The following is a 22,140-nucleotide window of genomic DNA, read 5'->3' as shown; positions in this document are numbered from 1 at the left end:
ACTCTTACCCCTCCTTTCCAAGAAGCAGCTGCTTCTCCCACGTCTGTAAACTGGCAACCATTGTTTCTACGCGTTCGATCGCGTAATCTAATTCTTCCTTCGCCTCTTTGATTTTGGACTGGACCAGCCAGTCTGTGATCAATCCGTCAAAGAAGAAATCAGCAAATGTCAGGAAGTCATCAATCTGTATTGTAAAATCATATGGCAGATCCACGTCCTTTAATTCACATCTGAAAAGCTCCAGCTGGCATCTTGCATCCTCCAGCTTTCCGGCCGCTTCCTCCAACTTGGAATGCTTCACCATATTTACGATAAAGCCGCCTCCTAACAGATCTGCGATTCCCCAGTTTCCTGCACTGTTCAGGGCATCTCTCGCGCTTTTCATCAAATTCAGGGACTTCTTCCCGGCAATGATCGCCTCATTCATCTCCACAACATTTTCCTTTTCTCTCATCATTAGAATCTCCTTTCTGGTGCACTTTCCTACCGCAGATCGTCGATGTTCTTCTATAAGATGGTAATAAAAAAAGACTTTTATTCACGACATATCTGCCGCAATAAAAGTCTTGCACATCTCATTTGATACGGATACCTCTCGGTATCGGGTGACGGTTTCAAACCCACCTTTCGGTGTTCGGCTACTCCCTTTTACTTGCTTGTCTTAAAATATAGCACCTTTTTATGTGAATGTCAAGTGATTCATGATATTTTGTTAATTAATTATCAATTATTGTTTTTAAGTTTTTGGCACAGTCTTTTCAAGGGGATATTGGAAAATTTCCCCGCCATTAAACAGGTATCTTCCCTGATGAAATTAAAGTAATACTTTTTGACAGATAAATAGGATACAGCTATACTATACTCATTGAATAAAAATGGGAGTATTGACATGGAAAGAATTTTAACTTACCACATTACAGAATCTGACAGCGGTCTGCGCATCGAGCAGTATCTGAAAAGACACGGTTATTCCAAACAGAACTTTACAGACTTAAAGAAGATGCCCGAGAGTATTCTTGTCAATGGAAAATGGTTCTATCTTAAACAAACATTACATGCCGGCGATGTCCTCACCGTCCATATCAAAGAGACAGAATCTTCCGAGCACATTCCTCCTATGCAGCTTCCGTTGGATATCATCTATGAGGATGAGGATATTATTGTAATCAACAAAGCCGCGGGAATGCCGATCCATCCTTCTATGAATAATTATAAAAATTCTCTCGCTAACGGGCTGGCCTGGTATTTTCAGAATCAAGGCAAGGCGTTCATTTTTCGCTGTACCAACAGACTTGACCGGGATACCTCGGGACTGACCGTGATCGCCAAGCACATGCTCAGCTCCAATATCCTGTCCGGCATGGCAGTGCGTAAGGAGATCCGCCGGGAATATCTCGCCATTGTACGCGGGCATGTCATGCCGTCTGCCGGCACCATCAATGCACCGCTGTCCCGAAAACCTGGTTCGATCATCGAGCGGACTGTGGATTTTGAGAATGGCGAGACTGCAGTCACTCATTATCAAGTGGCAGAAGAAAAGAATGGGCACAGCCTTGTCTCTCTCATTTTAGAGACAGGCCGTACCCACCAGATCCGAATCCATATGAAATACCTCGGGTTTCCCCTGGTTGGAGATTATCTCTACAATCCTGACATGGAATATATAAAGAGGCAGGCCCTCCACTCCCACCGCCTGACATTCCGGCATCCAATCAGCGGTGAGATCATGGATTTTACCGCACCGCTGCCTGATGATATGGCAAATATCCTGCAGTAGGTCAAGCCTGATAAACCGTATTCCCACCGAGTACAGTCTGCATTACTTTAATAGAAGCTATTTCCTCAGCCTTTGTCTCAAAGATATCCCGATCTGTCACAACAAAGTCTGCCACTTTCCCGACTTCGATTGTACCTTTGAGATTCTCTTCCTCCAGGAAATAAGCCGCGTTTCTTGTATAAAGTGAAACCGCATCATATACAGAAACTGCCTGTTCCTTCGAAATGACCTCTGGGTTTCCGTTCAGGTCCATTCTGGTCAGTGCACATTGAATGCCATGGAATGGGTTGACTTCACAGACAGGTGCATCAGAACCGCCTGTCAGGATCAGTCCTGCATCCATCATATCCTTTAGCGCAAAGCAGTAATGCAGCCTTTCATCCCCAAGACGTTTTCTGGCCATGCTGACATAATTACGAATGAAGATCGGCTGGATACTGATGATGACTGGCAGCTTCTTTGCCCGCTCAATAAAAGTCTCACTGATCACTGTGGCATGAATCATGTAAAAGCGCCTGTTCCATCCCAGTTCCGGACGGTAGGCATTTTCAATCGCCGTTAGCAGCATATCATTTGCCTTATCTCCGATTGCATGGACAGCAACCTCGTGCCCTGCATCATAGGCATCCTTCACTACCTTGTTCAATTCCTCCTGCGTATAACAGCCTTTTCCATAATTATCCGGCTGATCCGTGAATGGTTCATTCATCAGACATGAGGCTGCACCCACAGAACCATCCTGCAGGAACTTTGCAGAACCTAATTTCAGCATATCATCTCCAAATCCGGTCACGATATTACGAGGGGTATTCTCATCCAGCACAAAATGGAAAGCAACCCTGCACTTCAGACCTTTTTTCCTCCTCATTTCCTGATACATTCTGATTCCATCCGGGTTGTCCTCCTGATAAGCATGCATCTGTGTCAGCCCCACAGAAGAACAGTACTGAAGATATTTATCGACCTTCTCAATATTCTCTTCCATCGTGTGCTTCGGAAGATAAGGCTCCACATATTCGCTGTATGACTGATCACTGATCACACCGGTCAGTGTCCCATCCTCATATCTATCAATCGTGTTTGGTGTATGTTCCACCACATCCGGTCCCAGATTACATAGCTCCATTGCCTTTGAGTTCAGGATATGTACATGATGGCAGAAGCTTCCCACACAGATCGGGATCTCTGTGGACGCCTCATCCAAAACCTTAACTGTCGGAAAACATCCCTCTTCCAGATAATCCATATGCAGATTCTCGATCAACAGCCATTGGCCTTCCTTCACCTCATCCAGATGTTCCTTACATCTTTCAACAAGTGCAGCAAAGGAGTGGATATCTGCAGCCGTCACCTTTTCCTGTTCCAGGCAGTCTGAGTAAAGATGCATATGGGTATCTGCCATCCCGGGCAGGACCGGCTGGCCCTTCATGTCGATAAACTCTTTTGCACCGATGGCCTTGATTTCCTCATTTGTCCCCACTGCTGCGATCTTTCCGTCATACACTGCGACCGCTTCTACGATCTCTCCTTCTTTTGCCATCGTATAGAACTTTCCGTTGTAAAAAATCTTATCCGCTACCATGATGAAACCTCCTTTTCAAACGTTTCCTCTATGCTTCAACTACAATAAAACTCCCATCAGATACAAAATAACCGGCAGTGTAATAACCATGAACAGCATATTCTGTGTGACTGACCTCGCAGCAAACGATGGGTTACAGTCATACTGCTGGCTTAAAATAACATTAAAGCTGCCTGCCGGCAGTGCCATCAAAAGCACACAGACACTGGCTACAGTATGATTGACCGGCAGAAAACTCAGGATCACACATGCAATGACCGGGACGATCAAAAGCCGGATCAAAGAGATCAGATAAGAATACTTGTCTTTAATGATATCCCTCAGATCCATCACTGCGATCTCGTATCCGATGATAATCATGGACAACGGCACCATCATGCTTCCCACAGAAGATAATGTGGTCTGGATAAATGCCGGGAATCTGAACGGCAGTACATATAAGATCATTGCGACCACTGACATCTGGATCGCCGAATTTCCAAAAATAACCTTCGGACTAAATGTCTTCTCACCGCTCAGCATCATCACACCGAAAGAGAACAGTATCAGGTTATAAAGAATATTAAACGCGATCGCACAGAGCATGCCCAGCTCGCCGAAAAGCTGCGATGCAAGAGGCAGTCCAATAAATCCGACATTTGCAAAGGTACACATCGTTACGAAAATAGGCTCCCCTTTTTCCGGCAGCTTTAAATGCCTAGAAAGTGCTTTCATCACGACCAGCATGATGATATAGTAGACCACGGCGATCAACGCTGTCATTCCAAATCCACCAATACGTTCCATCGAAAATTCTGATCCGGCTGAGGATAAAATGCTGATAGGAAGTACTCCTTTGAGCAGAAAAGTCGATAAATTGTTCTTCATCCCCTCCGTCAGGATTTTTTTCTTCGTGATAAATATCCCAAATGCGATCATTAATAATATCTGAGCCAACAAGGTCCAAACTGCATTTGTCATATCCGTTTCTCCCTTCTAATTTATGATCTGTTTATGCGCCGACAAATGCTGTAAATTCCATCTCCACCTTTACTCCTTCGATCATGCCGCCTACCTGGACACAAGCCCTTGCAGGGAAAGGATCATTCGGCATTAATTCCCTGTATGCCCGATTCATCTTATCAAAATCATTTTTCATATCCAGCATATAGATCGTTACCTTACAGACATCTTCCAGAGTACCTCCTGCCTCCTTGATGATCCGCTCAGCATTCTCGATCGTCTGCTTTGTCTGTTCATAGACATCCTCACTGATCACGCTTCCATCCTCTGTCTCCCCGATCTGGGTTGTGAACACCATTCCGTTCATTAATATCCCATGGGAATAAGGTGCGTTACTGTGTGCAAAATAAGAACTATTAATGGCTTTTTTCTTCATATTTACTACCTCTTCTCACTGCTGTCTGTTCACCAGATAGGAAGGCTTTTTGTTCTCTTCTAAAACTTCCAGGATCTGTGAAACAGCCTTCTCCCTGACCTCTACGAGTGCCTCTTCCGAATAATACGCAGCATGGGGTGTCATGATCACCTGCTCCAGCCCCTTTAAAACACTGTTACAGCCCTTTTCATCCTCGATCACATCAATCCCCGCTGCAGCTGCTTTTCCGCTTAAAATAGCCTCCTTTAACGCTTCCTCGTCCACAACACCGCCTCGTCCTGTTGCGATGATCACTACACCATCCTTCATCGCTTCAAACTGCTCTTTTCCGATCATGTGTCTGGTGCTGTCCAAAAGGGGCGTGTGTATGGAAATATAATCGCTTTCTGCCAGCAGTTCCTCCAAAGTGTCCACACGCTTAGCATTGCCATTTTCAAATGCACTGTCCTTCGCATATGGATCATAAGCGATTACTCTGATTCCAAACGGCTGCAGCAGCTCAGCGATCCTTTTCGGGATATTTCCGTAAGAAACCAGCCCATAAGTCTTGCCTTTTGTGCGGTGAACTTCCCCTCCGACTGCTACGTCCCACTTTCCGGCACGGATGCTTCTGTCATAAATCCCGATCTTACGCACGCATGCCAGGAACATGGCGACGGTATGTACTGCCACCTCCTCGATACAATAATCCGGCACATTTCCTACATAGACACCATGCCTTGTTGCCGCTTCCAGATCAATATTGTTCACTCCAATACACTGCGTAGTAAGTACCTTACATTTCTTTAATCTGGAAAATGCCTGCTCATTCATGTTTGCATAGACGATGATCACACCGTCCGCATCCTCGGCCTCCTGAAAGAAATCTTCATCGTCCTCGCTGTCAATACGGATCAATTCATAATCCGTATAGCCGTTTCTCTGTAAATACGCCTCTTCTACAGATTTTCCGACGCCCTCTGTGTTGACCATCACGATTTTTTTCTTTGTTCCCATTTTACTGCCCCTTTCTTTATTTCTGAGTCTTCAGCTCCATCGGTGAGTTTATGATATGAAACTGCATCGCCTTACGGCTTTTCTCTTTATCATGGCTTCTCAGTGCTTCCAGGATCTGCGCGTGTTCATCGATCACATAATCCCAATCCTTTTCGAGATGCCATGTAAGAATCAATACTCTGCGCTGAAGGAGGCTGATACTCTCCAGCATCTTCTCATACCAGACGTTTCCACAAAATTTGCCGATCTTTACATGAAACTGATATTCATATTCCATAAATTCCAGATATTCTTTTCTGGCCATCGAATCCCGCTGCTTTAGGATGACCTCCTCCAGCTCCTGGCACTGTTCTTTCGTGATCGTCTCGGCTAACATCCCTACTGCCTCCACTTCTACAAGCTGTCTGGCCTGCTGTGCGTCCTGGATCTCCTTCTGTGTAATGCTTGCTACAACGATATTTTTAGAAGGTGTGATCTCCACAAGGCTGTCTGCCTCCAGTCTCCTGACTGCACTTCTGACCGGAGTTCTGCTGATCACAAGCTGACTGGCCAGCTGCTCTTCAATCAGTATCTGTCCCGGCTTTAATTCACCTGTGATGATCGCTTCTTTTAAAACTTCATATGCCTGCTCTGACAGCGACTTCTTATTTCCGATCTGTCTCATCCCCATTGAGGTGTCCTCCTCTCAACTTGGTATTGTATATGTATTTGTATACAATATTGTATACACAATTTTTATATTTGTCAATATAATTTACTTATTGTAATGGTTTTGTAAATATTACTTAATACTTATCACATGGAAAAATTTAAACAAATGTCCCGTACAAAAAAAACAGAAGTGCCAGATAAATAGCACTCCTGTTCCTAACAAATACACATATAAAAGAGATCAGAGTTCACTCTCCTCCTCATTCTCATTTACTTCAAAAATCCACAAAGTCTCCCTTGCCTGCGGCGTATAATTTTTAAACTTTAAAATCCGCAGTGTGATCCAGCTTCCGTCTACTCTTTGATAAGAATATTCTGTCGTGGCATTTTCATTCAGATTTACTTCCAGATTCTCATAATTACAGAACTCTATAAATTCACTGCGGTATTCTGATTTTACAATACGTTCTGCATAAAGTCCCATCGCTTTACTAAATATATCTCCGGATTCCTTTAGCATTTCCTCAAAATAAGATGGAATAAATAAATGCCTGATCGTATCACTTGCCAGATCAACAAAGTACACCCCTTTAAACTCCGGCGACAATACAGAAAGAAACGTATCTGCATCCTGCTTCTCCAGGACCATCTGTTCTAGCGCCCGGTTCAGGGTACGCATCTGACGCTCTTTTCCATTTTCCTTATAATACTGCTGCTTATCATGCTGCATCGAACCTTCCGCCAGATTGACCATTTCCTTGATATCAATATCCTGATCCCGCCATTCGATCCCAAAAGAGATCTCATAATCCAGAGAGATCAGATTCTGACGAACCTTATCCATCCGATCCTCTATATCCTGTTTATCCATATTCTGGCATAGGACCACAAATTCATCTCCGCCAATCCGGTAAACACATTCGTGTGGAAAATTCTGGCATAGTATATCTGCTACCGATCTGAGCATCCGGTCTCCTGCCTGATGCCCCAGACGGTTATTAATCTCATGTAGTCCATTTGCATCCAGATATACGCAGGCAAACTGTGACAGATTAAGGCTCCCGAATTTATCGATCGCGGTATGAAAACTATTTCTATTCTTTGTACCTGTAAGCGAATCATAATTGGCAATCACGTTTAATCTTGCATTAATTACGGCACTTTTTTTTGAACTGCTGAGGATCCAGTAAATAACCAGTGAAATTAACAGCAAAAATACAATAAGACACACTTGGAGTACCGGACCTTTAGAAATAGATGTCAAAAATGTGGAGTCCATCATGGAAACCAATTCCTCCTGACGGATCTTTGCTAACAGAACCCATTGTACTGAAGGGATCGGGGCATAAACAACATAGCACAGACCGTCATCCCAATAATAAGTACCGACTCCTGACTCCCCATCCAGGCCTTTCTGCTCTAGTTCCATCACAGATCGTGCCCCTGCATCTTCCGTTTCCTCAAAAATCTGCTTCGCATTATAAGAATCATTTACCCAGGATATATGATCCTGATTGCTGACTGCAATATCTGTCCCTTCTCCATTGATAATATAAGATTCTCCTGTATCCACGTATGTAAGATTTTCGATCAGGTCACAAAAATAATAACCATCCTTTTCCATACTCAGCACCCCGGCAATCCTGCCATCCTGGAACACCGGAGCTGAATAACACATCACATATTCATTTTGTTCATTAAAATAGGGCCCGTAAACACCGATCTGGCCGCTGCAGGCCATCTTAACATCCTCGCGGCTGCGTATATCAAGTTTCCTGCCATCAGAAGAAACACTTCCCTCCTCAGATACATATACCAGGCGCAGCAGATTGGACCCAGAAATGTTCTCTGGAAATTCAACTGCTTCCTCCTCTTTAGGAACAACAAAAGTATCTGCAAGATCCTCTAATACCACCTTACTGCTTTTTAATTCATTTTCTACGGATATGACTCCCTGGTCCACCATTGACCTCATCAAATTTATTGTATAATCCGCAAGCATTGATTGAAAATTCTTGGAAAACACTGAATACACCGTAAAGATCAAAATTAAAAAAGCAGCCAGGAATACACATACGATACGGCTTCCCAAAATTAAAATACGTTTTTTTTCGTTGATTTCCAAACCACTTAACCCCTTCCAGAAAACTTTATCACATTACCCAAACGTCTTCTGCCCAAATCGAAAAAAGCCAAAATAAAGGAAACGTCGCGATCAACGTTTCCTCTGCCTTCGTAAGTCTCACCGGCTTGAACTCAGGTCACTACAGCATCGCAAGCCGAAATGTAATTATAGATTACACCTTCCTATTTCGCAATAATAAACACAAAATCTGTTGATTTCATCACGTTTTAAGTATCTGATAAATGAAACAGTGCTTTTCTGAAAGAAGAGTCAAAGCGGATATTTAAAATCCGCTTCGCTGCATTCTTAGTGGGGTCAAAATATCACTTTAATAGTTGTATCTGCCACTTTTTTTCCTTTGATCAGCTCAAACAATTTCTTATATCCCCGTATCCCAAATTCCTTTTCCGGCATCCTGGCTATAATCATATTGTTGTCTACAATTCCCGACCCCGGAAAATCATCAAATGTAGCTTTTCCTGCTAAGACTGACATTCATGCTATTCGTAAACACTATCGTATATTTTTTCGCCTTCTTTAATAATCCTGTTTATTGCAGAATCCCCCTCACATAACTCTTTTTTCTGTTTATCAGAAAGAGTTCTTTTTATATTTCCATGCTCGTCCAGATAATGGATATTGTAGATGATCTCTCCGGCCTCTTTTTCCCACCACCGTATTTGAATATTCTCTCCATTCTCCACTGTATAATAATCTAAAACAGTTGAGTAATAGTGAAGAACAAACTCGAAGTAATCGGGCATTGACTGATTGGGGAGTGTATAATAAGAATCTTGATCAACTACTTTTTTGTAATAACCTAATTGTTCGTCAAAATAAAACTCATTTGCTTCAACTCCCTCAGCAAATTTGACTCCCAAGGAATCTTTTGCGTTCTTCCAGGCTATGCCCCAAATAAGCGCGCTAACTGCCAATGCAATCACAACCACCAGTAAAACTTTAAGTACATTCTTCTTAAAATTTTCACTGAATTTAATATCCTTATTCAATTTTTTTACCATATGCTTATCCCCCTTTAGCATAACGTCTAGGGAGATATTAAATTCCTCACTTATAGAAACTAAAGTTTCTAAATCTGGATAATTCTTTTCTTTCTCCCAGTTTGATACTGTCTGCCGCGTAACATGAAAGATTTGGGCAAATTCTTCCTGTGTCATTTTTCTTTCTTTTCGTATACCTACAATTGTCTCTCCTAATTTCATGTCTTCTCCTTTCAGTATCTATTATGCTTTATGTATCCTCAGATGACTAGCAAGCCTGAATTGCATTGAATAATATGCTGTGCAAATATTACTTGCAATAACAAAATTATGGGGGATTTCGCTTATGCTGTACAATTTTGTACAACTTTTGTGGGAAAATAAAAAGTGCCCCAAGCCCTTTGTTCACAAGGGGGTGAAGCACCACTTTCGAATGCCGCAGACTGGGATCGAACCGTTTCAAACAATAACAACTACTAATAGGAAGGGAATTTGAAGACTTCATCACGGTCTAGGTGTTCAAAGGTTTCTACCCACAAACTGAAATTTTCTGCTTTTAAAACTGAATCTAAAAATCCTTTTTCATATAATATCTGGTATGGTTTCGAGGACAATTATCCAATTCTCCAAACACTTCATATCCCTGCTTTTCATAAAACTCTTTTGCCTGAAAATCAAAAGTATCTAAATGGATTAAATACACATTATTACTCACTGCCTGTTGTTCGACTGCTTTTAATAGTAATGTACCCAACTTTTCACTTCTATAATTTGAATCAACCCAAAGGGTATCTATGTAAGCGACATTCCAACAATACATCCTAGCAATGATACCAGCAATAATTTTTCCACCTTTTTCTATTTTATGGCTTAAATCTATAAACAGTTCTGATTGTTCTGCTTGAACTTTTGATAAATTATAATCCACAAGTTTTTCCACAAGATATTCTTTATCTTCATTTGTGCACTCTTGAATAGGTAATTCCATTAATACGACCTCCGTAAATTCTAACTCGTCCAGCTTCCACTACTCACAGTATAATTCTATTTTATAAAATGCACAAGCAAAAAGGCATGAGAGACTTCCATATCTCTGTATCCCCTTTTATTCACTCCATGCCATTAACAGCAATACTCCACTATTCTTTTACATAGATAATCAATTCTCCGACTTCACAGCCAAAATAATGGAACACTTTACAGATTAAATTCGTATCCAGTCTTTGAAATTCATTTCTGCAATATCTGTTAAAATTTGACTTCGGTATATCCAGTTTCTTGCCAGCAGATGAAATCTTCAAAGATTTAACAAATATGGCAAACAAAAAATCTTGGAATGCCACAAATATGAAATTTATTACTCGGAATCTAAAAAAAGCTGGAGTACCTATTTACCCGATGAGACAAAACCTAATAACCGCCAATCTATCAAGAGAAAGAGTAAGGAGGATCTTGAAAAATCATCAGAGAGCCTTATTCCCTTTGCGGGATAGCTATCCTTTTATCTGTTTATCCGTGTAGGTGAGACTACGGCAATACGCTGGGAAGATATTGATTACAATAAAAGAATCGTATATCTGCACAGACAGGCAACCTGTGAACGTACACTGAACGATGATCTATCTTTTTCCAAAAGGGAAGTAAAGGTGGTAAACCAGATGAAAGGGAACACCTCTCATGGTTTTCGTAAGCAGTTCTTAACAGATGAAGCACTAAAAATTCTTGAAAAGGCAAAAGAATTAAATCCAAACGGAACATATGTCCTTGAACCCGACGGTTCAATTATGACTACGGACAGTTTTAACCGCCGTTTAAAGAAATATTGTAACGAAGCTGGTGTTCCTTATCATTCCAGCCATAAAATCCGCTTTTACAACGCTTCTACTGCTTTTGACGGAAACAATCTCACAACCCTTACTTATTTAATGGGTCATAGTGAGACAGCAACAACGCTTCACTATCTGCGAAACATCAATAAACGTGAAAATGATATGCTTGCTTTTCAAAAACTTGGGATTTCATCCTAAAGTGTTCAAACTTTTAGACACAAAAAAAGAGAAACACTGTAAATTCAACGTTTCTCTCACTTTTAGGTAATGCCGCAGACCGGAATCGAACAATCCTATACACTACAAACCACTTACAGAAAGGAGGTTTCAGCACATCTTCAACAAATTGTAATCAAAAGTGTAATCATCCTCTTATAAGCTATTTCCTTGTTCGTCCTCTTCTCTTCCAGCGTTTTCCCACAGGGAAATGCACAGAGCGGCGGTTCCTAACAGGGCGGTGGGCCGGCTGTGCAAGCGTCCGGTATCTGCAAGTATATCTCAGTCAAAATCTTTAAAGTTTTTATTCACTTGTTTCCTGCACTAATATTAGAATGTTATAAGTAATATATAAATTCAAACGTCTAAACTTATTTTTAAAAAAAGAAAGCCAGTACGAAAACTGACTTTCCGTTTCTTAATATTATAAAATCTACTTGTGTACTTCACCACAACCACTGCAAACTTTGCCGTCAAGTACCTGCTCATCGTAGGCTGCTACATCTACTACCCAAACGTCTTTGTATTCGGCTTCGTGGTAAACTGTTTCTACCCATGCTGCTTTGTCCTCTACCCAAACGTCTTTGTATTCGGCTTCGTGCTCAACTACTTCATCATAGGCTTCCTGTACACATACAGTTTCCATATGCCCTTCTTCCGGGTGCTCAATGGTTTCTACCCATGCTTCTTCGTCAACAATGTATTTGTCCTCATATTCGGCTTCGTGATTGATAGTCTCTGTCCACGCTTCCTTATCGACTACCCACTTATCTTCATACTCTGCTGGACGACTGATAGTCTCTTCCCAAGCCTCCTTTACAAGAACAGATTCAGTGTGACCTACTTCTGGAGATACCAGTACCTGTTCATCATAGGCTTCTTTAACAAGGACTGATTCAGTATGACCTTCTTCCGGATGATGAATAGTGTCTACCTGAACCTGACGCTGCTCGGTGTGCCATCCACTACCCTCGCCTGCAAGCATATGAGCAGACTGCTCAGCGTCTATATCCATATTTGTGATATCAGCACCACAAACGCTGCAAATAAAGCGAGTACCTATTTCGTATACGGGTTCGTCCCAAGCCTCTTTGTCGATGATGTATTTGTCTTCGTAAACGGCGTCGTGGTGAACGGTGTCATAAACGGCTTCCTGGTCAACAATGTACTTGTCTTCGTAAACGGCGTCATGATGAATGGTGTCATAAACGGCTTCCTGGTCGACAATGTATCTGTCTTCGTATTCTGCTGGGTGATTTACAACCTCGTCATAGGCTTCTTTTACAAGGACGGATTCGGTATGACCCTCTTCCGGGTGCTCGATAGTTTCTACCCATGCATCTTTTACCAGTACGGACTCTGTATGACCTTTCTCAGGATGCCGGATTTCTTCTGTCCAAGCCTTATGGTCAACTACCCATTTGTCTTCGTACTTAGCGTCATGATGTACTGTCTCACTCCAAGCGTCCTTCACCAGTTCTTTCTCGTAATGACCCTCAGCGTCATGTTTCACTTCTTCTGACCAAGCATCCTTTACCTTCTGATTTTCCCAATGACCTACCTCATCATGATGCACTGTTGTATAGTTGTCAACCCAACTATGCTGATGTTCTTTCACTGTCTCTGATTTATCCTGTTCAGCTTCCTTATTTTCTGTCTGTCTTGCTTTTACAGCTTCCGCATTCAATGCATCCCTTAAATCCATGTACTTTGCCAAAGCTTCTGCCACTTCCGTTTTATTTACTTCTGTGGTTGGACGCAGGTTGTTTTCCACTTCATCGGTCAGTCTGTCATCGCCGACTAATATCTGATTTCCGACAGCCCATTTCATCTGTACAGAGTATTCCTCTGATACCTTATTATCCGCCTGATCGGCAAAAGAATTATAGGAACCAATTCCATAAGTCATATCAAGTCTGTCAATGTTTTTCGCATAGTTGTAAAGGATCACTGCCATTTCTTCCCGTGACAGTGCTTTTTCTGCGTCAAACTTTCCATTCTGGAAGAAATCCGCCTTTAATCCCTCAAAAAGCCCTTTCTGGCTGGCCCATGAAATAGCAAGCTGATCCTCAGCCGCTTCCACGTCATCAAAAGGCATTTCCACCATCATAACAGGCTTCTGTGCCATCACATAGAGAGACTGTATAAAGTCTGATCGTTTTTCCTTTTCCTCAACACCAAATTCATTCTCACTTAACCCCTGCATAATTTCTGCATCGTATACTGTCTGAACATAGTTGAAATAAGATGCACCCGTTTTCACATCTGAAAATTGACTGCTATTCATGGCAAATACAGTGCCAACACTGCCAGCAGTTAATGTCATTGTTGCTAATAAGGCAACTACCGTTTTCCTTTTCATCTTTCGTAACCTCCGTTTTGTCTTGGTATGTATTTTAATACACCTGTATATTAATACAGTCTATCACAATCCAGCTTATATTGCAATACAGTCACAGATATACTAAAAGAAAAAGGCGGTTGCAATGAATGAAAATTTATATTGAATTAGAAAATTTATTGAAAGAAAAAAAGATTAGCAAAAACAAACTATGTCAAAATTGTGATATGCAACGTACACAATTAAATAATTATTGTAAAAACAAAGTAACCCGTGTTGATTTAAATATTTTAGCTAAAATATGTGAATATGTTGAATGTACACCGAACGATATCTTAAAATTAATTGATAATTAGCATGAGTTCAGACGTCTGAACGCTGTCGCTACAAAAGTAAAAGGAAGGTCTATATATGAAAAATGCAATTCCACAATACAACGTTTCCTATTCAGAAGAAGAAAATAAACAGATTCATGAATATCTTCAAACGGCAACTGATTCAGAATTAGTGAGATCTATTTTTGATATTTGCAATTTATATCCAGAGTCCACCCGACAGTATGTGACTGATGCCATTCAAAATTTTATCCATGAAATTCGTGACCGGGATATGATGAAACAAAAATATGATGCCTTGCTGAAATGTAAAGAAGCATGGAGAAAATACTGCAATGATTTATACCGCTATGAGGAAGTAAAAGAAATCCGCCATCTATATGAAAACTATAAGGATGAAAAAAAGGAATGTAAGGAAGCAAATTTCTTAGCATATTTAGACAACAAACATCCCTCAAAATACAATGTAGATTTTATACGGAAATGCACTTTTAGTGAAGAGAGTAAAAACGGAATCAAAAAACCGGAACAACCAAACATTAAATATACGTCTTTAGATTCTGTTATAGTTTCAGAACAAACCCCGGAAGAATATTTACAAACATTAGGAACAGAAAATCTAAAGCAGTTGTTTGAGTTGCTTCTTTATTATATAGATGAAGCGGAAAACCCGGTCAATGCCTTTATTTTATTTCTGACAAGAAAATACTCTTATGAATCACACAAGAGTAACCGTCCGGCTTTTTCATCTTCCACGCCGGATTATCTTACGTTGCGCCAGCAGTGTGAAGATTTACTGGATGAGATACAGAGTTTAGTTAAGGAAGCAAATACATATTAAAAGAATAACATTCCTATAACACCCTTCGGGGTGTTTTTTTAATGCTGGTTTTTGGGGAATCTGTTACCCACTGACGTTTATCAGTTATTTGTATATTATAAAATCATAAGATAAACGTTTACTTAAATACAAATGAAAGGTTACATGTGGTGCGCATCATATACAGGAAGAGTATATGAATACAAATACAGAAGAAAAAATCAAACGTGGAGAAAAACTTAAGGAACTTCGTGAAAAGAAAAAAAAGATTGATAAAATTTATACACAGCAGTATATGGCAGATGAACTTGGAATTGACATCAAAAATTATGAAAGATGGGAAGGAAGAGGACAAGGACTTGATGATATAAATAATCTGAAACGTCTCTGTAGTATTTTGAATGAACCATTACAAGTGTTTATCGGTGAGGACGAGCCAGATGTGGATGATTCAAATTCTTTTATAGAACAGTATCGTCGAAAGACAGAGGACTTTGACATAATAGCTTTAGCGGAATTACTAGAAATTACCAGTAAAGCCATAAATGATTTGATTCATTGTGGTAAGTAGCGAAAACCCACCCCCGCATTAAATGCGGTATACCCGCATACTGCGCGGTTTTCAGTTTAGGTAAAATGTGGGATATTATAATCAACAAATTAAGAAAGGGGGGTGGTGCTAATGATTGTGTCTCATGAACCAAAATAATGATATGCCCTCTGCTGACACGCAGAGGACATACCAACCGTAACTCGTCAATGATGTGTGGTTACGATACTTCACAATATCATACTAACACATCGAGCTTTTAAAGAAAAGGAGATATCGCTCATGGCTTATCACAAACTTTGCCTGCGGAACAAAGTTGTACCAATGGCTGTCATTGAAACCGAACAGGTATACGCTCTGCTAGAAATAAAGAAGGTATATGAATACACTGGAAGTAGTAATAAAACTAATAAAGTTGTCGGGTACGCATACACCGTAGCCAATATAGCTTCTTACGAAAAATATACATTCAAAGTTCCTCACGTCGTTCCATTGATGCCACCCGAGGAATTACAGGCACACCGGGAAATGGATGAAAAGGTTTTTGTTGAGTTCGAGAATGCAAGCGTTAAGCTGTATTGGTCTACATATTCAAATTCTTACCAAGAGTCGTTCACGGCAGACAACATCCTGCTTGTCAGGGAATAAAAGTCACAGGTGGGTGCGATGTACCCACCGAAACATTAAAATAAATCAATCAGGAGGACAAACCTATGTTAAATAAATTAGCAGATACTATTTTGAAGAAAATCGAAATGACAAATATGAAATACCAGCAACAGCAGAACGCCCTTCATCGAAATGAACAATTAAAAATAGAAGCGCAACTGAAAGCGTTTCTAAAACCACATATTGAGGCGCCTTTAGGGGAATGCCCATATTTCCATAGCCAAATAAAGATAAGTCTTCCCTGCTGTACCTATGATGCCGCAAACGGCCTGTGGAGGATTGCAAGCGAGTGCGTAGTTGAGACCTCCCTTGATCTGGAAAGTCCAAGAGTCGTTGTCTCCCTGAATCAGTCCAAAGACATCTATTTTGCCCGGCTTCGGCAGGAAATGGAAAACGAGCTTCTGGAACTGGGGATGATGTCTGAAATGGGGAACGCCAACCCAGCAGAGTTGCAGGTGGCGAATCTACAGCTACAACGTAAATATGAGATTTTGCGGCACGAATTGAAATTCCATTCCATAGAATGCCAGAAAGAAGGTAGCAAATCCATTGTAAAGATTTGGGCAGGATTTAGGTAGGACAGGCTCTCTTTGCCGCAGGTAGCCGGATATCCCGACACTGCCCCAAGTGACTGCCGAAGGCAGGAACGAGGGGCGGTGAAAGGGATTCCGGGTGCAGGTCGGGGTATAGTATTACCCCGACCTGCACAAACAATCTCAAAATGGTCAAAAGCCCCTGTATTCTGGGCGTTTCAGCCTTCCAAAATCCTGTTCGCATGAAATGAACACAGCGAACAAGATTACTTTGATAAACCTTATGTATGGAAGTGAATCCCGTCTGGTTTACGAAACGGTATTTCAAAGAACTATTGAACTTTTTATACAGATGCAAAGGTTCAAACGTCTGAACAACTAAGATAAGAAGGAGACAATACTATGAGTAATGAAGTAAAGGTACAAGAAATCGAAGAGAAAAAAGAAACGAAGAAAACTGTAGCTGAGAAAAAAAGTCCTTCCACTAAGAAGGCTGGTACAGCGAAGAAGGCCGATGCAGTAGAAGCGGCAGTCCCGATTATAAAGCCGGAGGAAACTCCTGCCCCTGATTCTATAGAAAAGGTAACAGGTGACGTGATCGACACCCGTCTGTTTCCTGCTGAGGAATGTAAGCAATTCCACATGCAGTGTGAAAACATCGACAAGAACATCATGCAGGTAAACACTTCATTTTTGAAAATTGCAGTAAGCGTTTATACTATCCATGCGCATGAGTGGTATAAAATCGAGAACTTTCCCAACATTTATGCCTTTGTACAGGAAAAGTATGGGTTAGGCCGTGCCACTTGCAGTAATTACATAAATATCTGTAAGAAGTTCGGCAAGCTTGAAAACGATGGTAAGGACTGCAAAGGTCTGTTGCCGGAATATGAGAAATATTCCTCTTCCCAGCTTGTGGAGATGCTGAAAGTTCCTAAGCAGTATCTTTCTGAATTTAAGCCGGAGATGTCTGTACGGGATATGAAAAGAAAACGTGGCATCTGTGAAGAACAGAAATCACTTCAAGGTACTGCTTCTGAAAGTGATACAGAGGAACCTGTGAAGAAATCCGTAAAGACCAAGAAGTTATGGAAAACGCAGGATGTTAATACGCTTTTGAAATTAGAAAATCCCGATGTCACTTCAAAGCTGGAAGAATTTGAAGAAAAGCATCCCGGTGCAAAATTCAATATTTCTATTACTTTAGAATATGAGGAATAGAATGCTTTATCAATACAGGCGGTGTATCTCAGCGGTACACTGCCGCCATTAAAAACAAAGGAGATGGTTACTATGTGCAATTTAAACCGTAAAATAGTTAAACCGCCAGAGGAAAAAACCGTCCCCAAAGCGGCAACGAATGTACAACGCCATGCATTCCAATTGACCATCAATAATCCTTTGGATTATGGTTATGACCACCATAAAATCAAAGAGATTTTGATTATGAATTTCCCCACCCTGAAATACTTCTGTATGGCAGATGAAATCGGGGAAAAAGGAACACCACATACACATATTTATGTATGTTTCAGTTCCCGTGTCAGGTTCAAAAAAGTCAAGAAATATTTTGATGAGGCGCATATCGTAGTTCCTGCCGGAACCGTTCAGGCGAATATAAACTACATCAAAAAGTCCGGGAAATGGGAGGACACAGACAAAGCGGACACCCGTGTAGAAGGTACTTTTGAGGAATGGGGAACAGTTCCCACACAGAAAGGCAATAATGCCGATATGCAGGAGCTTTATGAGCTGATTCAGGCTGGGTACAGTAATGCCGAAATACTGGCTTTAAATACAGATTACATCCTGAATATAGATAAGCTGGATAAGGTCAGAACAATGCTTCTAATCGAGAAATACAAGGGCACACGCCGTCTTGATTTAAAGGTGGTATATATCAGCGGCGTGACAGGTAGAGGCAAGACAAGAGGTGTTTTAGACGAACATGGTGACGCAAATGTATACAGAGTCAGTGATTATCAGCACCCCTTTGACAGCTATTCCTGCCAGCCTGTTATCGCCTTTGAAGAGTTCAGGAGTAGTTTAAGGATATCTGATATGCTGAATTACTTAGATATATATCCGATTGAATTACCTGCCAGATACACAAATAAATATGCGTGTTATAACGCTGTTTATATTACAACAAACATTCCGCTTGAGGAACAATACCCAGAAGTGCAAAAGGACAATCCAGAAACGTGGAAAGCGTTCTTACGCCGTATCCATGAAGTCAGGATTTATGAAGAGGACGGAACGATAACGGTTTACGATTCTGTAGATCAGTACCTGAACCGTGAGCATACGTTCCACCAGGTCACCAAAGCGGAACAAGAAGAATTACCATTTAAAGATTAAGGAGGAAACAATTATGAGAACAAGAGAAAAAGAAGTTCGTAAACTGAAAGAGGTATTGGAGTCAATGGTGAATCAGATGCACTATCCTGATTTTTTCCTGTATCTGCTGTATTTAATTAAAAATTCAGAAGGAATCAGCTACATAAACTACCATCATCCAGTAACAGACAATGTCATTCCAGAAATGTTAGACATTGTATTTGATGATGATGAAGTCATCACCGTCAGTCTCGAAGACGACCGCTGTATGATTGATATTAATTAGTGGGAGGTCTTATTATGGCAGATGAAGAACTTGATTTAGGTAACTTTAAAGTTTCAACACCAAAGCCAGATTATCTCCCCTACTCAAATGACAGAGTCAAACGCATGGTAAAGGAATGCGGCTGTCACCTGGAAAACATCTGGGCAGGCTACAAGGGGAATCGTTATCCGGGATATGTGGAACACTACTGTATTATCAATGATGAAACAAAAGAAATCATTAATGGTAACGTGACACTGGAAGGACTCCGGTATTTCTTCGCCAGACAGGGTTTCCCTCTGGAAGATGAATTTAGTATGAGTGATAACCCTCGCAATCAAGGCGCAGAAGCCTTTATGGAAGCTGTAGGTCAGCTCACCGATGAACTAAAGTAAGAAAGGAGACATTCTTAGTCAATACACCCACCGTATCGTAATGTATCGTTCTGTACAGTAAAGCAGACCTCTTTGGGGTAGTAAGATATTGATAAGAAAGTTAAATTTAGTGAGTATTTACTAGGTTAATTTAGCTATGCCAGATACAGAACAAATACTCTTGAAATATTTAAGTAACAAGTGTAATATGTCATTAGAAGATGTGCTGAACGACATTGAAATTATGAAAAATATGGATATTCTTCAGCAACACCCTTATGCTATTTCTCAAGGCTCAAATGGCCGCTGGTATACCTATCTTCCAGATGATACAAAACCACATGGTAGAAGACAAATTGCAAAATCATCTGAGGAAAAAATTCAACAGGCAATTATTGAAGACTATAACCTACGAAACGAAAAGAATAGCAATGGGAAAATGAACCTTGAAAAATTATTTGAGCTCTGGATGTTATGGAGACGTGATACTGGTACAGACCCTAAAACAATTAAGGAAAATAAAAATGATTGGAACCGCTTTCTTGCTAAAAATCAGTTTATAAAGAAAGAAGTCAAAAAAATCGAATTTACAGATATTGAAACTTTTTTTCTTGAAATAACCAAAGGGCACGCAATCACTTACAAACGTTTAACAAATGTTAAAAGCGTTTTGAATGGAGTTTTTAAACATGCTATCCGTTTAAAAATCATTGAATATAGTCCTATGCAAAATGTTGATTTCAAACAATTTCGTACACGCTGTAAGCCTGGTTCCTCTACAAAAAAGAATTATACAGATGAAGAGCGGCGACGAATTTTAGACTATCTAAGCACAAAATCTGATGTATATTCTCTAAGTATCCAACTAGCTTTTTTCCTTTGTTTAAGGATTGGGGAACTAATTTCAATTAAAAAAGCTGATATACAGGGAACTCAAATCTTTATCCAACGTTCTACCAGAAAAAGACAAACTATGAATGATGACTTAACGTTTGGAAATGTTTACTATGATGTGGAAGAACGTATAAAAGGAAATCAGATTGAAGGATTCCGTTCTATCCCCCTGACACCACAAGCACAAAAAATTGTTCAAAAGACTTTGTCTTTATATCCAGAAGGGGAATATTTGTTTATGAGAAATGGTCAGCCTATTTTTGCAGATTCGTTTAATCAGCATTTAAAAAGGGTCTGTGCCACTTTGGATATTCCTTATAGGTCAAGCCATCAAATACGCTTTACTATGGCTACTAAGTTCTATGAGGGAGGGATCAAGGTTAATCAGCTCTCTACTTTTCTGGGGCATAGTGATACACGAACCACATTTCATTATATCCGCCAAAAGGGAGCTGACAGGCAGGCTAACGAAATTATGACACAAATCTTGGATGTGTAATCAAGTGTAATCAACACTTTTGAAGACAAAAAATAAGAGAAACGCTGTAAATTCAACGTTTCTCTCACTTTTTACTAATGCCGCAGACCGGAATCGAACCGGTACGGGTATCACTACCCACGGGATTTTAAGTCCCGGGCGTCTGCCAGTTCCGCCACTGCGGCATAATATATGGGACCTATAGGGCTCGAACCTATGACCCTCTGCTTGTAAGGCAGATGCTCTCCCAGCTGAGCTAAGATCCCATAATATTTAATTGTCCACCAGATAAGATTATACACCTTTTTTACTCCGATGTCAACGACCCAGAAGAGACTCGAACTCTCGACCTCCGCCGTGACAGGGCGGCGCTCTAACCAACTGAGCCACTGGGCCTTATTTAATTAGTGGACCTTCGGGGACTCGAACCCAGGACCGATCGGTTATGAGCCGATTGCTCTAACCAACTGAGCTAAAGGTCCACGTGTATTATGTCCCTTAAAGGAACAAAGCCGATGATCGGACTCGAACCGATAACCTGCTGATTACAAATCAGCTGCTCTGCCAATTGAGCCACATCGGCATACTAACTTTTATCGAGAACTGATCATAACCAGTACTCATCACCAAATGTCCAAAACTAAATGACTCCGACGGGAATCGAACCCGTGTTACCGCCGTGAAAGGGCGATGTCTTAACCGCTTGACCACGGAGCCTTAAATAACAACAGTCTTAACAATTTTATAGACCGTAAGTAGTGCTCACGGTCTACAAGCTCCCCGAGTTGGGCTCGAACCAACGACCCTTCGGTTAACAGCCGAATGCTCTACCACTGAGCTATCGAGGAATATTAGCTATAAGTGTGTACCTTCAAAACTACATACAAAGATTCTTTTACATCCATTATCCTACCACCATGTTTGGTTATGCCCTCGACCTATTAGTAACAGTCAGCTCCATGCATTGCTGCACTTCCACCTCTGCC

General features: G+C 40.9%; 24 protein-coding genes and 7 tRNA genes. 12 read left to right on the top strand and 19 right to left on the bottom strand.

Translation table 11 applies throughout. The features are described 5' to 3' along the window. Nucleotides 1-4 precede the first annotated feature (4 nt). Nucleotides 5-457 (bottom strand): hypothetical protein, encoded by a 453-nt coding sequence (locus AC4OGX_RS05070; protein ID WP_493328863.1) that lies wholly within the window; start codon nucleotides 455-457, stop codon nucleotides 5-7. A gap of 432 nt (nucleotides 458-889) precedes the next feature. Here AC4OGX_RS05070 and AC4OGX_RS05065 point away from each other — a divergent pair, with 432 nt between their 5' ends. Beyond that, nucleotides 890-1,777 (top strand): RluA family pseudouridine synthase, encoded by an 888-nt coding sequence (locus AC4OGX_RS05065; RefSeq protein WP_493328862.1) that lies wholly within the window; start codon nucleotides 890-892, stop codon nucleotides 1,775-1,777. A gap of 1 nt (nucleotide 1,778) precedes the next feature. Here the strand turns inward: AC4OGX_RS05065 and AC4OGX_RS05060 are convergent, their stop codons facing one another. From AC4OGX_RS05060 to AC4OGX_RS05015, 10 genes are all read right to left on the bottom strand, one after another. Further along, nucleotides 1,779-3,359, bottom strand: a complete 1,581-nt coding sequence (locus AC4OGX_RS05060) for an amidohydrolase (protein WP_493328861.1) — start codon at nucleotides 3,357-3,359, stop codon at nucleotides 1,779-1,781. Nucleotides 3,360-3,398: 39 nt separating this feature from the next. Beyond that, nucleotides 3,399-4,319 (bottom strand): AEC family transporter, encoded by a 921-nt coding sequence (locus AC4OGX_RS05055; RefSeq protein WP_493328860.1) that lies wholly within the window; start codon nucleotides 4,317-4,319, stop codon nucleotides 3,399-3,401. Between the two features lie 31 nt (nucleotides 4,320-4,350). Continuing rightward, complete coding sequence (locus AC4OGX_RS05050) at nucleotides 4,351-4,737, bottom strand: RidA family protein (protein ID WP_493328859.1); 387 nt, start codon at nucleotides 4,735-4,737, stop codon at nucleotides 4,351-4,353. A gap of 15 nt (nucleotides 4,738-4,752) precedes the next feature. Beyond that, a complete protein-coding gene (locus AC4OGX_RS05045; protein WP_493328858.1) occupies nucleotides 4,753-5,733 on the bottom strand; it encodes a C-terminal binding protein in 981 nt (326 codons plus the stop codon). Between the two features lie 16 nt (nucleotides 5,734-5,749). Continuing rightward, nucleotides 5,750-6,403, bottom strand: coding sequence for a GntR family transcriptional regulator (locus AC4OGX_RS05040; RefSeq protein WP_493328857.1), 654 nt, complete (start codon nucleotides 6,401-6,403; stop codon nucleotides 5,750-5,752). A gap of 222 nt (nucleotides 6,404-6,625) precedes the next feature. After that, a complete protein-coding gene (locus AC4OGX_RS05035) occupies nucleotides 6,626-8,509 on the bottom strand; it encodes a sensor domain-containing diguanylate cyclase (RefSeq protein WP_493328856.1) in 1,884 nt (627 codons plus the stop codon). 315 nt (nucleotides 8,510-8,824) lie between these two features. After that, nucleotides 8,825-9,004 (bottom strand): hypothetical protein, encoded by a 180-nt coding sequence (locus tag AC4OGX_RS05030; protein ID WP_493328855.1) that lies wholly within the window; start codon nucleotides 9,002-9,004, stop codon nucleotides 8,825-8,827. Between the two features lie 5 nt (nucleotides 9,005-9,009). After that, nucleotides 9,010-9,732: a helix-turn-helix domain-containing protein gene (locus AC4OGX_RS05025; protein WP_493328854.1), complete on the bottom strand. Its 723-nt coding sequence runs from the start codon at nucleotides 9,730-9,732 to the stop codon at nucleotides 9,010-9,012. Nucleotides 9,733-10,078: 346 nt separating this feature from the next. Continuing rightward, on the bottom strand, nucleotides 10,079-10,498 hold the full coding sequence (locus AC4OGX_RS05020) for a GNAT family N-acetyltransferase (protein ID WP_493328853.1): 420 nt from the start codon (nucleotides 10,496-10,498) through the stop codon (nucleotides 10,079-10,081). A 151-nt stretch (nucleotides 10,499-10,649) separates the two neighbouring features. Then, complete coding sequence (locus tag AC4OGX_RS05015) at nucleotides 10,650-10,853, bottom strand: helix-turn-helix domain-containing protein (protein WP_493328852.1); 204 nt, start codon at nucleotides 10,851-10,853, stop codon at nucleotides 10,650-10,652. Between the two features lie 162 nt (nucleotides 10,854-11,015). Here AC4OGX_RS05015 and AC4OGX_RS05010 point away from each other — a divergent pair, with 162 nt between their 5' ends. Further along, entirely contained in the window at nucleotides 11,016-11,537 is a 522-nt protein-coding gene (locus AC4OGX_RS05010; protein WP_493328936.1) for a tyrosine-type recombinase/integrase, read from the top strand. A gap of 451 nt (nucleotides 11,538-11,988) precedes the next feature. On the opposite strand, the gene AC4OGX_RS05005 is transcribed toward AC4OGX_RS05010, so the two are convergent. Next, nucleotides 11,989-13,917: an S-layer homology domain-containing protein gene (locus AC4OGX_RS05005; RefSeq protein ID WP_493328851.1), complete on the bottom strand. Its 1,929-nt coding sequence runs from the start codon at nucleotides 13,915-13,917 to the stop codon at nucleotides 11,989-11,991. Nucleotides 13,918-14,045: 128 nt separating this feature from the next. On the opposite strand from AC4OGX_RS05005, the gene AC4OGX_RS05000 reads away from it, so the two are divergent. From AC4OGX_RS05000 to AC4OGX_RS04955, 10 genes are all read left to right on the top strand, one after another. Further along, nucleotides 14,046-14,252: a helix-turn-helix domain-containing protein gene (locus AC4OGX_RS05000; RefSeq protein ID WP_493328850.1), complete on the top strand. Its 207-nt coding sequence runs from the start codon at nucleotides 14,046-14,048 to the stop codon at nucleotides 14,250-14,252. A gap of 55 nt (nucleotides 14,253-14,307) precedes the next feature. Continuing rightward, nucleotides 14,308-15,072: a hypothetical protein gene (locus AC4OGX_RS04995; protein ID WP_493328849.1), complete on the top strand. Its 765-nt coding sequence runs from the start codon at nucleotides 14,308-14,310 to the stop codon at nucleotides 15,070-15,072. A 175-nt stretch (nucleotides 15,073-15,247) separates the two neighbouring features. Next, nucleotides 15,248-15,622 (top strand): hypothetical protein, encoded by a 375-nt coding sequence (locus tag AC4OGX_RS04990; protein WP_493328848.1) that lies wholly within the window; start codon nucleotides 15,248-15,250, stop codon nucleotides 15,620-15,622. Between the two features lie 261 nt (nucleotides 15,623-15,883). Continuing rightward, the gene (locus tag AC4OGX_RS04985; RefSeq protein ID WP_493328847.1) at nucleotides 15,884-16,249 is read left to right on the top strand and encodes a hypothetical protein; all 366 of its coding nucleotides are present in this window, start codon (nucleotides 15,884-15,886) and stop codon (nucleotides 16,247-16,249) included. Between the two features lie 65 nt (nucleotides 16,250-16,314). Beyond that, entirely contained in the window at nucleotides 16,315-16,848 is a 534-nt protein-coding gene (locus AC4OGX_RS04980; protein ID WP_493328846.1) for a hypothetical protein, read from the top strand. A gap of 357 nt (nucleotides 16,849-17,205) precedes the next feature. Next, a complete protein-coding gene (locus tag AC4OGX_RS04975; protein WP_493328845.1) occupies nucleotides 17,206-18,024 on the top strand; it encodes a hypothetical protein in 819 nt (272 codons plus the stop codon). Nucleotides 18,025-18,096: 72 nt separating this feature from the next. Then, nucleotides 18,097-19,164 (top strand): hypothetical protein, encoded by a 1,068-nt coding sequence (locus AC4OGX_RS04970; protein WP_493328843.1) that lies wholly within the window; start codon nucleotides 18,097-18,099, stop codon nucleotides 19,162-19,164. A 13-nt stretch (nucleotides 19,165-19,177) separates the two neighbouring features. Beyond that, nucleotides 19,178-19,429, top strand: a complete 252-nt coding sequence (locus AC4OGX_RS04965; protein ID WP_493328841.1) for a hypothetical protein — start codon at nucleotides 19,178-19,180, stop codon at nucleotides 19,427-19,429. 14 nt (nucleotides 19,430-19,443) lie between these two features. Then, a complete protein-coding gene (locus AC4OGX_RS04960; protein ID WP_493328840.1) occupies nucleotides 19,444-19,803 on the top strand; it encodes a hypothetical protein in 360 nt (119 codons plus the stop codon). A gap of 187 nt (nucleotides 19,804-19,990) precedes the next feature. Continuing rightward, on the top strand, nucleotides 19,991-21,175 hold the full coding sequence (locus AC4OGX_RS04955; protein ID WP_493328839.1) for a tyrosine-type recombinase/integrase: 1,185 nt from the start codon (nucleotides 19,991-19,993) through the stop codon (nucleotides 21,173-21,175). Between the two features lie 78 nt (nucleotides 21,176-21,253). Here the strand turns inward: AC4OGX_RS04955 and AC4OGX_RS04950 are convergent. The 7 genes from AC4OGX_RS04950 to AC4OGX_RS04920 form a co-directional block, all read right to left on the bottom strand. Then, nucleotides 21,254-21,339, bottom strand: a tRNA-Leu gene (locus AC4OGX_RS04950). Between the two features lie 8 nt (nucleotides 21,340-21,347). Beyond that, a tRNA-Val gene (locus AC4OGX_RS04945) sits at nucleotides 21,348-21,420 on the bottom strand. 56 nt (nucleotides 21,421-21,476) lie between these two features. After that, nucleotides 21,477-21,550: transfer RNA gene (locus AC4OGX_RS04940), tRNA-Asp, on the bottom strand. A 12-nt stretch (nucleotides 21,551-21,562) separates the two neighbouring features. Continuing rightward, nucleotides 21,563-21,636 (bottom strand) — tRNA-Ile (locus AC4OGX_RS04935). A gap of 28 nt (nucleotides 21,637-21,664) precedes the next feature. Further along, a tRNA-Thr gene (locus AC4OGX_RS04930) sits at nucleotides 21,665-21,737 on the bottom strand. 62 nt (nucleotides 21,738-21,799) lie between these two features. Next, nucleotides 21,800-21,871 (bottom strand) — tRNA-Glu (locus tag AC4OGX_RS04925). Between the two features lie 59 nt (nucleotides 21,872-21,930). Then, nucleotides 21,931-22,002: transfer RNA gene (locus AC4OGX_RS04920), tRNA-Asn, on the bottom strand. Nucleotides 22,003-22,140 lie beyond the last annotated feature (138 nt).

It is taken from the genome of Faecalicatena sp., assembly GCF_058819085.1.
The sequence above is the reverse complement of the archived record's forward strand: the minus strand, read 5'-3'. Positions and strand labels throughout refer to the sequence as shown.

Bases quoted from the DNA above. Each gene is read 5' to 3' on its own strand.
- AC4OGX_RS05020 (WP_493328853.1), bottom strand. From the start codon at position 10,498: ATGGAATTACCTATTCAAGAGTGCACAAATGAAGATAAAGAATATCTT.
- AC4OGX_RS05005 (WP_493328851.1), bottom strand. From the start codon at position 13,917: ATGAAAAGGAAAACGGTAGTTGCCTTATTAGCAACAATGACATTAACT.
- AC4OGX_RS05065 (WP_493328862.1), top strand. From the start codon at position 890: ATGGAAAGAATTTTAACTTACCACATTACAGAATCTGACAGCGGTCTG.
- AC4OGX_RS04990 (WP_493328848.1), top strand. From the start codon at position 15,248: ATGAATACAAATACAGAAGAAAAAATCAAACGTGGAGAAAAACTTAAG.
- AC4OGX_RS04955 (WP_493328839.1), top strand. From the start codon at position 19,991: ATGTCATTAGAAGATGTGCTGAACGACATTGAAATTATGAAAAATATG.
- AC4OGX_RS05070 (WP_493328863.1), bottom strand. From the start codon at position 457: ATGATGAGAGAAAAGGAAAATGTTGTGGAGATGAATGAGGCGATCATT.
- AC4OGX_RS05025 (WP_493328854.1), bottom strand. From the start codon at position 9,732: ATGAAATTAGGAGAGACAATTGTAGGTATACGAAAAGAAAGAAAAATG.
- AC4OGX_RS05030 (WP_493328855.1), bottom strand. From the start codon at position 9,004: ATGTCAGTCTTAGCAGGAAAAGCTACATTTGATGATTTTCCGGGGTCG.
- AC4OGX_RS05000 (WP_493328850.1), top strand. From the start codon at position 14,046: ATGAAAATTTATATTGAATTAGAAAATTTATTGAAAGAAAAAAAGATT.
- AC4OGX_RS04965 (WP_493328841.1), top strand. From the start codon at position 19,178: ATGAGAACAAGAGAAAAAGAAGTTCGTAAACTGAAAGAGGTATTGGAG.
- AC4OGX_RS04975 (WP_493328845.1), top strand. From the start codon at position 17,206: ATGAGTAATGAAGTAAAGGTACAAGAAATCGAAGAGAAAAAAGAAACG.
- AC4OGX_RS05060 (WP_493328861.1), bottom strand. From the start codon at position 3,359: ATGGTAGCGGATAAGATTTTTTACAACGGAAAGTTCTATACGATGGCA.
- AC4OGX_RS04970 (WP_493328843.1), top strand. From the start codon at position 18,097: ATGTGCAATTTAAACCGTAAAATAGTTAAACCGCCAGAGGAAAAAACC.
- AC4OGX_RS05055 (WP_493328860.1), bottom strand. From the start codon at position 4,319: ATGACAAATGCAGTTTGGACCTTGTTGGCTCAGATATTATTAATGATC.
- AC4OGX_RS04985 (WP_493328847.1), top strand. From the start codon at position 15,884: ATGGCTTATCACAAACTTTGCCTGCGGAACAAAGTTGTACCAATGGCT.
- AC4OGX_RS04995 (WP_493328849.1), top strand. From the start codon at position 14,308: ATGAAAAATGCAATTCCACAATACAACGTTTCCTATTCAGAAGAAGAA.
- AC4OGX_RS04980 (WP_493328846.1), top strand. From the start codon at position 16,315: ATGTTAAATAAATTAGCAGATACTATTTTGAAGAAAATCGAAATGACA.
- AC4OGX_RS05045 (WP_493328858.1), bottom strand. From the start codon at position 5,733: ATGGGAACAAAGAAAAAAATCGTGATGGTCAACACAGAGGGCGTCGGA.
- AC4OGX_RS05040 (WP_493328857.1), bottom strand. From the start codon at position 6,403: ATGGGGATGAGACAGATCGGAAATAAGAAGTCGCTGTCAGAGCAGGCA.
- AC4OGX_RS05050 (WP_493328859.1), bottom strand. From the start codon at position 4,737: ATGAAGAAAAAAGCCATTAATAGTTCTTATTTTGCACACAGTAACGCA.
- AC4OGX_RS04960 (WP_493328840.1), top strand. From the start codon at position 19,444: ATGGCAGATGAAGAACTTGATTTAGGTAACTTTAAAGTTTCAACACCA.